The organism is Streptomyces sp. NPDC043680 (assembly GCF_056436685.1).
In genome coordinates this window covers 25,187-33,664 of the sequence record NZ_JBWKCE010000024.1, presented here as the reverse complement: position 1 = coordinate 33,664, position 8,478 = coordinate 25,187, and the positions used below count along the sequence as shown (strand labels likewise).

Here is an 8,478-nt window from a genome sequence, read left to right as displayed (position 1 = left end):
GGGGGGGGCCCTATCAACCCCCACACCCCCTCTCCGCGGGGTTTCGCTCCCCCGGGGGGCCGGGCGCCGGGGGCCGCGGGGGGCCCCCCCGCCGCCGCCGGGCCCCCCGTTCAACCCCTTCGCAGCCGACCTGTGACCGAATTTCCCCCAGGATGTGACCTACGTCCTGGGGGTTTGCCATTCCTCCAGGTCAGAGCGGTCCACGGGGCGGCGGTGTGACCAAAGACCTGTCCAATTCGTGACGTAATGCACTGCACGCCATTCCCAGGTGAGGACACTCTGATGTAGGAAGTCGGGGGACCGAACCAACCAGGAGTTAGTCAGTGAGCGCCATGTCTCTTGCCCTGCTGCTGACCACGGCCGCCGCCGCGGCCGTGGGCGCTGCTGCGCTGCACGCCGTCCACGGTCTACGCAAGCAGGTCACGGCCCTGCGCGGGGAGCTGGCCGTGACGCCGGCCCACCCGCGCGGTGCGTCCGTCCCGCATGCCCGCAGCGCCGTGGAGTCCCCCGCCGCCGAGATACGGGCCGCCGTCGCCGAGGCCCTCGCCGAGGAGCGCGAGCGCGAGCTCGCCGAGGCGCGGGCGTTCTGGGCCGCCCAGGAGGCCCGTGACGCCGCCGACGCGCCGTCCCTGCTGGGCGGCCTGCCCGGTCTCGGTGAGGACGGCCCCGCCGTCTTCCTGCCCCGGCAGGCCGACCTGGTCGGCCTGGAGCAGGTGCTCGGCGAGGAGGTCGGGGACGAGCAGCCCGGTTACGCCGAGGACTCCGCCGAGTTGGCCGCCGCCCGCCGCCGCCACCCCTCGCACCCGGACTTCGTACCGGTCCAGTCCTCGGCCCCCGGCGCCGACCACGAGCGCACGGTCAGCCGTCTGGAGGAGCTCGCGGAGGCCCGTACGGCCCTCGCCGACGTCCGCCCGGGCCCGCTGGGCACCCTGGACGTGTACGTCTTCACCGACGGCACGACGCTCTGCATGACCCCGGGCCACCGGGAGACGGCGGAGCGCCTGGCCGAGGCCCTGCGTTCGGGCACCGCCCCGGTCCTGCTCGGCGGCTCCGGCATCTCCGGCGCCTACGCGCTGACCTTCTCCTGCGGGGACGGCCAGGACCCGGACGACAACGTCTACATCCTCGCGGACCGCGTCATCGCGTCGCTCTGAGCTCCGCCTGCTCCACCAGCCGCACGGCCTCGTCCAGCATCTCGGACGGGGCCGTCGTGCTGTCCGGGTGCGCCCCGGCGGCCGCCAGCGCCTCGACGAGGTCCAGTCCCGCCACCGCCACCTGGTCGCCCACGACGAAGACCCCCGCGTCGGGCATCTCCCGCGCCGGAGCCGCCCCCCGGCCCGCCTCGGCTTCCTCCAGCCGCTGGGCGCGTACGGAGAGCTCTCTGGCCAGCTCCAGCGCCGTTGCGGCGGCGCCCTGCTGGAGGCGGCTCTGCGGCATGGCCCGCAACCGGTCGGCGAAACGTTCCACGGCGGCGGCCAGCGGCGAAGTATCAAGCACCCGGCCGACCTTACGCGCCGCCCCGGCACCATTGCCAACGGGCAGACTCTCCGGCACGGTGGCGTGAAGAGAACAGCCGTGAGGCCAACAGCACGGCGATACCTCCGGAGGCGCCCATGTCCGTAGAGTTCTCCGAGCAGACCCACCGCAACATGATCGACAGAATCCCCCGGACCACCGGTCGTGAAATCTCCGACTGGCTCCGCACCGTGGACGACGGCCCCTCCCTCGTCCGCTTCGAGGAGAAGGTCAGCTGGTTGCGCGGGGCGCACGAGCTCTCGTACGGCCAGGCCAAGGCGATCATCCACGAGTACGACCTGCGCAGGGCCGCCCGCAAGTTCGGCTGAGCCCTCTCCTGTCCCGCCCCCGATCCCTGCCCCCGACCCCTGCTCCTCCAAGACGCGGGAAGGCCCCGCGAGCGGTGTGCTCGCGGGGCCTTCTCCTTGCCTCGTCCGGCCGGCCGCGGGACGGCCGGGGGGACGACTAGTCGTCGCCGGAGAGGATCTGGAACAGGCGCAGCAGCTCCAGGTAGATCCACACCAGGGTCAGGGTGAGGCCGAAGGCCGCCAGCCAGGCCTCCTCGCGCGGGGCGCCGTACGTCACGCCGTCCTCGACCTGCTTGAAGTCCAGGGCGAGGAAGCAGGCACCGAGGACGACGCCGATGACGCCGAAGAGGATGCCGAGGCCGCCGCTGCGGAAGCCGAGGCCGTCACCGCCCGCGAAGACGGAGAACAGCAGGTTCGCCACCATGAGCAGCATGAAGCCAAGGGCGGCGGCCATCACGAAGCCGTAGAAGCGGCGGGTGACGCGGATCCAGCGCATCTTGTACGCGAACAGCACCGCGGCGAAGGTGCACATCGTGCCGAGCACGGCCTGGATGACCACGCCGGCGCCGAGGTAGGTGCTGGTGGCCGAGCTGATCACGCCGAGGAAGAAGCCCTCGAAGGCCGCGTAGGCCAGGATGATCGGCGGGGAGGCCTTGCGCTTGAAGGTCTGGACGAGCGCGAGGACCATCGCGACGAGCGCGGCGCCGACGGCGATGCCGTACGACTTGTTCACGTTCGCCGGGTCGACGGGCAGGGCGATCCAGGCGATCGTCGCCGTCAGGATGACGGTGCCGAGCGTCATGGCCGTACGGCTCACGACGTCGTCGATGGTCATGGCGCCGGTGCGGGCCGGAGCCTGCGGCATGCCGGTGACCGGGTCGGCGGCGTAAGGATTCGTCGCGTACGGGTTGGTCCCGGCCTGCTGCGACTGCGCGTCAAAGCCCGCGTAGCCGCCGCTGTCGCGGCTGAACCCCCGTCGCGAGAAGACCGGGTTGCTGCTCCTCATCTCACTCCTCCATGGCCACCGGGCGCGGCCTTGCATCAAGAGTAATGCGTTCGCAAAGAAAGCACCCTACTGCTGGAGGAGGATCTTAGGAGAAGGCGCGGCAAAGCGCAGGGGATAACGCAGGGGACTTCGGGAGTGCCCGGAGCCGGACTTGAACCGGCACGGCCTAAAGGCCAGCGAGGTTTAAGCTCGCCGTGTCTGCATTCCACCATCCGGGCAGGGCGTGGCGGCTCCCGTGAAAAAGCACTGGACGCTGCGCCGAGCCTATCCGGAAAGCCCTGGTCGCCAGTGGGCCCTCTATCCGATGTTGTCTGATTTTATTGGCGCTTGAGGGGCCGTCAGACCCGAGAACGCACGGTCGGCCCCTTACGGGCGACGATCACCCCTCGTGCGGGAATGACGGGATTTCGATGGCTCGCGCCACCCCGCCCGCCACCCTCCACGCCACCCCGGGCCACCCTCCTGCCCTGAGCCTTCTCCGGCCCGGCCGTCATACCAGAGGAGGAGGCCGGCGCCGCGGCGGTCAGACTCCAGTGGGCCAGGGAACGGGCACCGCGGCTGATCCGCGGCCCGGCGGCCGCGGAGACGATGGAAGGGTCGTGCCGATCCGCAGACCGCAGCAAGGTCAAGCCCGAGGAGTCCCTTCCGTGACCACCATGAACTACGCCCCCCACACCGCCCAGGCCGTGGCCGCCCGGGCCACCGGACTCTCCAAGGTGTACGGCCAGGGCGAGACCCAGGTGGTCGCCCTCGACAACGTCTCCGTGGACTTCGGCCAGGGGCAGTTCACCGCGATCATGGGGCCCTCGGGCTCCGGCAAGTCCACGCTGATGCACTGCGTCGCCGGCCTGGACACCTTCTCCGCGGGCTCCGTCCGCATCGGCGACACCGAGCTCGGCTCGCTCAAGGACAAGCAGCTGACCCAGCTGCGCCGGGACAAGATCGGCTTCATCTTCCAGGCCTTCAACCTGCTGCCGACCCTGACCGCCCTGGAGAACATCACCCTGCCGATGGACATCGCGGGCCGCAAGCCCGACAAGCAGTGGCTGGACACCGTGATCGGCATGGTCGGTCTCTCCGAGCGCCTCTCGCACCGGCCCACCCAGCTCTCCGGCGGCCAGCAGCAGCGCGTGGCCGTGGCCCGCGCCCTGGCCTCCCGGCCCGAGATCATCTTCGGTGACGAGCCGACCGGAAACCTGGACTCCCGCTCCGGCGCCGAAGTCCTCGGCTTCCTGCGCAACTCCGTCCGCGAGCTCGGCCAGACCGTCGTCATGGTCACCCACGACCCGGTCGCCGCCTCCTATGCCGACCGCGTCATCTTCCTCGCCGACGGCCGGATCGTCGACGAGATGCTCCGGCCCACCGCCGACGGGGTGCTCGACCGCATGAAGGCCTTCGACGCCAAGGGCCGCACCAGCTGAGGCGCCGGCTCCGGCCGCCCTCCGCCGACCTCCGAACTTCGAGCCCACGACATCCTGGACGCCTCCACCATGTTCCGTACCGCCCTGCGCAACGTCCTCGCGCACAAGGCCAGGCTGCTGATGACGGTGCTCGCCGTCACCCTCGGCGTCGCCTTCGTCTCCGGCACCCTCGTCTTCACCGACACCCTCGGCAAGGCCCTCTCGGGCCAGTCCGCCAAGAGCTACGACGGCGTCGCCGTCTCCGTCACCTCGTACGGCAAGACCCGCGACGGCGAGGGCCGCCCCGAGGGCGAGCCCGGCATCAGCCAGCAGACCCTCGACAAGGTCAAGGCCGTGGGCGGCGTCGACACCGTCAGCGGCCGGGTCTCCGGCTTCGCCGGCGTCGGCGACGAGAACGGCAAGCTGATCGGCAACGGCTGGGCCAACCAGGGCGCCAACTTCGCCCCGGTCAGCGCCGGCAAGGACCCCCGCTACCAGTTCACCGCAGGCTCCGGCCCCGCCACCGCCGACCAGATCGCCCTCGACCGGGCGACCGCGGACAAGGGCGCGTACAAGGTCGGCGACAAGGTCCGCGTGGCCACCAACGGCCCGGTGAAGGAGTACACCCTCACCGGCGTCTTCACCACCGAGGACGGCCAGGTCAACGCGGGCGGCAGCCTCGTCCTCTTCGACACCGCCACCGCCCAGAAGCTGTACCTCCAGCCCGGCTTCTACAACGAGCTCCTCGTGGGCGCCAAGCAGGGCGTCTCCGCCGACCAGCTGCTGACCGGCATCCAGCCGCTGCTCGACAAGAACAGCAAGGCCCAGACCGGTGCCCAGCTGGCCGCCGACCAGGCCAAGGCGATCAAGAAGGAGATGGGCAACATGAGCAACATGCTGCTCGCCTTCGCCGGCATCGCGCTCTTCGTCGGCATCTTCCTGATCTACAACACCTTCACCATGCTGGTCGCCCAGCGCACCAAGGAGCTGGCCCTGCTGCGCGCGGTCGGCGCCAAACGGGGCCAGGTCGTCAACTCGGTCATGGCCGAGTCCGTGGTCGTCGGCCTCATCTCCTCCACCATCGGCCTGGTCACCGGTGTCGGCCTGGCGGTCGGGATGCGCTCCGTCATGGACTCGCTCGGCGCGAAGATCCCCGCCGGCGGGCTCGTCATCTCCCCGGCCACGATCGTCACGGCCCTCGTCATCGGCGTGTTCGTCACCATGGTCGCCGCGGTGTTCCCCGCCTGGCGCACCGGCCGGATCCCCCCGGTCGCCGCCATGGGCAGCGCCCACCTGCCGGCCACCGCGAAGTCCCTGGTCCTGCGCAACATCACCGGCAGTGTCCTCGGCCTGCTCGGCATCGCCCTGGTCCTGACCGGGGTCTCCACCGGCGGCACCGACGGCCGCTACGCCATCGCCGGCGGGGCCTTCTTCCTGCTCGTCGGCCTGATCGTGGTGCTCCCGCTGCTCTCCCGGCCGATGATCGCCGCCGTCCGGCCGCTGCTGCAGAAGGTCTTCGGCGTCCCGGGCAAGCTGGCCGCGCAGAACGCCGTGCGCAACCCGCGCCGCACCGCCGTCACCGCCGCTTCCCTGGCCATCGGCCTGACCCTGGTCACCAGCCTGTCGGTGCTGGGCATCACCATGGGCAAGGCCGTCGACCGGATGAGCACCGACAAGATCAAGGCCGACTACAAGGTCTCCATGGCCATGGGCGGCGGCAGCCTGGACAAGTCCGTCGCCGAGACCCTGGCCAAGGCCAAGGGCATCAAGGCGGTCTCCCCGCAGACCGCCGGCTCGCTCAAGATCGGCGAGGACTTCCGGGCCGCCTCCGGCGTCAACCCGGCCACCATCGGCGAGATCCTCAACATCGACGTGGTCGGCGGCTCGCTCGCGAGCCTCGGCAAGGGCGAGGTCGCGGTCGCGGAGAAGACCGCGAAGAAGAACGGGCTCGCGGTCGGCTCGACCCTCCAGGTCATGTACGACGACGGCGAGAAGGGCTCGCTCAAGGTGGGCGCGGTCTACAAGGACCTCGACGGCCTGCTGTCCCCGTACGTCCTGGACGACAGGATCCTCAGCGCCCACTCCGAGACCCCGTACATCCCCGAGGTGTACGTCAACACCACCGGCGGCGAGTCGAAGGCCGCCGAGAAGGCCGTCCTCGACGCCCTCGGCAACAACCCGGCGATCTCCCTGGCCACCCAGCAGGACATGCGCAACGAGATGGGCGGCGTCGTCAACCTGGCGCTGAACATCATGTACGGGCTGCTCGGCATGGCGCTGATCATCTCGGTGCTCGGCGTCGTCAACACCCTTGCGATGTCCGTCTTCGAGCGGACCCAGGAGATCGGCATGCTGCGGGCGATCGGCCTCGACCGCAGCCGGGTCAAGAACATGATCCGCCTGGAGGCCGTGGTCATCTCCCTCTTCGGCGCGGTCCTCGGCATCGCCGTCGGCGTCTTCCTCGCCTGGGCGGTCGGCTCCACCCTGGCGAAGTCGGTGCCCGGCTACGCGCTGGTCCTCCCGTGGGACCGGATCGGCATCTTCCTGCTGCTCGCCGGTGTGGTGGGCGTCCTGGCGGCCATGTGGCCGGCGCGCAGCGCCGCCAAGCTGAACATGCTGACGGCCATCAAGACCGAGTAGGCGCCGTCCGCTCGGACACGCAGGGCCCCGGGGCAGCCGCCCCGGGGCCCTCCGCTGTCCGCGGTGTCGTACGGGGGCCTACGCGCCCCAGGTGCGCAGCCGCAGCGGCAGCCCGGACTCCCCCGCCCCGGAGGGCCGCACCGCGAGGACCTGGTTGACCCCGAGGCGGCCCCGCTCGAAGCCCAGCGCCGAGGCCGCCATGTACAGCCGCCAGACCCGGGCCCGGCCGGGCGAGGTCAGCCGGACGCACTCGTCCCAGTGCCGCTCAAGCCGCGCCACCCAGGCCCGCAGGGTCAGTCCGTAGTGCTCGCGCAGCGCCTCCACGTCCCGGACCTCGAAGCCGGCCCGTTCCAGTTCGCCCACCGTGCTGCCGAGCGGGGAGAGTTCGCCGTCGGGGAAGACGTAGGCGTCGATGAACTCGTCGATCCGGTACGCCTCCTCGTCCGGCTCGGGCCTTCGCGCGATCTGGTGGTTCAGCAGCCGGCCGCCGGGCGGCAGCAGGGCGTGGAGGGTGCGGGCGTATCCGCGGTAGCGCTCGGCGCCGACGTGCTCGGCCATGCCGATGGACGAAATCGCGTCGTACGGCCCGTCCTTGACGTCCCGGTAGTCCTGGACGCGGATGTCGACCCGGTCCGCCAGCCCCTCCTCCGCGATCCGCTTGCGGGCGTAGACGGCCTGTTCGCGCGAGAGCGTGATGCCGGTGACGTGGACGTCGTACTCCCGGGCGGCGTGCAGGGCCATGGAGCCCCAGCCGCAGCCCACGTCCAGGAGCCGTTCGCCGGGGCGCAGGTCCAGCTTGCGGCAGACCAGGTCGAGCTTGTCGCGCTGGGCCTGCTCCAGGGTGGAGCCGGGGCTCCAGTAGGCGCAGGAGTACACCATGGACGGGCCGAGGACCCGCTCGTAGAACTCGTTGCCCACGTCGTAGTGGTGGCTGATCGCCTGCCGGTCGCGGTTCTTGCTGTGCGCCGGTCCGCCGCGGCGGGAGGCCTCCTCGGGCGGCGGTGCGGGCGGGCTCCAGGGCCGGGCCAGCGTGACCAGCTCCCGTACGGCGGCCCGCGCGTCCGGGTCACGCAGCAGGGCGGCGGTCCGGACGGCGCCGGCGGCCCGATCCGGCAGGTGCGTGCGGCGCACGGCGGCGGGTTCCCGCTCCCAGAGCAGGCCCGCGACCCGGCCCAGCAGCTCGAACAGGTCGCCCTCGACGGTCACCTCCCCGGCGACCCAGGCGCGGGCGAGCCCCAGCTCGCCGGGCTTCCACAGGATGCGGCGCAGGGCCCGCCGGTGGGCGATGACCAGGACGGGGCCGCCGGGCGGTCCGGCCTCGCTGCCGTCCCAGGCTCGGATGCGTACGGGCAGGGGGGCGCCCAGCAGGGTCTCGGCGAGTGCGGCCAGCCGCGGCGCGGCGTCGGTCATCGAAGGCACCTCCTGAATGATCCGACCGAACGGCCTACCCAATTCCGGCGCCCGATAAGCCGGGACGGCGCGCCGAGGCACCCGGTGGCGCGGCGAAGACACCCCGACGGCGCGTCCGCGGCACGCGCACGGCACGTCGACGGCACGCCGAAGGGGCCGCCCGCACCACGGATGGCGGGCGGCCCCTTCGGGGACGTGC

7 protein-coding genes and 1 tRNA gene are annotated in these 8,478 nt (G+C 71.5%); 4 read left to right on the top strand and 4 right to left on the bottom strand.

What is annotated here, in order from left to right:
• Positions 1 to 332: 332 nt before the first annotated feature.
• The gene (locus AC0666_RS30745; RefSeq protein ID WP_478708825.1) at positions 333 to 1,154 is read left to right on the top strand and encodes a hypothetical protein; all 822 of its coding nucleotides are present in this window, start codon (positions 333 to 335) and stop codon (positions 1,152 to 1,154) included.
• Here AC0666_RS30745 and AC0666_RS30740 read toward each other — a convergent pair.
• The gene (locus AC0666_RS30740; protein WP_468581985.1) at positions 1,138 to 1,497 is read right to left on the bottom strand and encodes a hypothetical protein; all 360 of its coding nucleotides are present in this window, start codon (positions 1,495 to 1,497) and stop codon (positions 1,138 to 1,140) included. The genes AC0666_RS30745 and AC0666_RS30740 overlap by 17 nt on opposite strands.
• A gap of 116 nt (positions 1,498 to 1,613) precedes the next feature.
• Here AC0666_RS30740 and AC0666_RS30735 point away from each other — a divergent pair, with 116 nt between their 5' ends.
• The gene (locus AC0666_RS30735) at positions 1,614 to 1,844 is read left to right on the top strand and encodes a DUF4287 domain-containing protein (protein ID WP_356851343.1); all 231 of its coding nucleotides are present in this window, start codon (positions 1,614 to 1,616) and stop codon (positions 1,842 to 1,844) included.
• 136 nt (positions 1,845 to 1,980) lie between these two features.
• Here AC0666_RS30735 and AC0666_RS30730 read toward each other — a convergent pair whose 3' ends face one another.
• Together AC0666_RS30730 and AC0666_RS30725 are read right to left on the bottom strand one after the other, a co-directional pair.
• Complete coding sequence (locus tag AC0666_RS30730; protein WP_361718280.1) at positions 1,981 to 2,829, bottom strand: Bax inhibitor-1/YccA family protein; 849 nt, start codon at positions 2,827 to 2,829, stop codon at positions 1,981 to 1,983.
• A 136-nt stretch (positions 2,830 to 2,965) separates the two neighbouring features.
• Positions 2,966 to 3,047: transfer RNA gene (locus tag AC0666_RS30725), tRNA-Leu, on the bottom strand.
• A 438-nt stretch (positions 3,048 to 3,485) separates the two neighbouring features.
• On the opposite strand from AC0666_RS30725, the gene AC0666_RS30720 reads away from it, so the two are divergent.
• Positions 3,486 to 4,250 carry an ABC transporter ATP-binding protein gene (locus AC0666_RS30720; protein ID WP_468970487.1) on the top strand — a complete coding sequence of 255 codons (765 nt, stop codon included), beginning with the start codon at positions 3,486 to 3,488 and terminating at the stop codon, positions 4,248 to 4,250.
• Positions 4,251 to 4,319: 69 nt separating this feature from the next.
• The gene (locus tag AC0666_RS30715) at positions 4,320 to 6,869 is read left to right on the top strand and encodes an ABC transporter permease (RefSeq protein WP_468969726.1); all 2,550 of its coding nucleotides are present in this window, start codon (positions 4,320 to 4,322) and stop codon (positions 6,867 to 6,869) included.
• 78 nt (positions 6,870 to 6,947) lie between these two features.
• Here the strand turns inward: AC0666_RS30715 and AC0666_RS30710 are convergent, their stop codons facing one another.
• A complete protein-coding gene (locus AC0666_RS30710; protein WP_468969727.1) occupies positions 6,948 to 8,279 on the bottom strand; it encodes a class I SAM-dependent methyltransferase in 1,332 nt (443 codons plus the stop codon).
• Between the last annotated feature and the right edge of the window lie 199 nt (positions 8,280 to 8,478).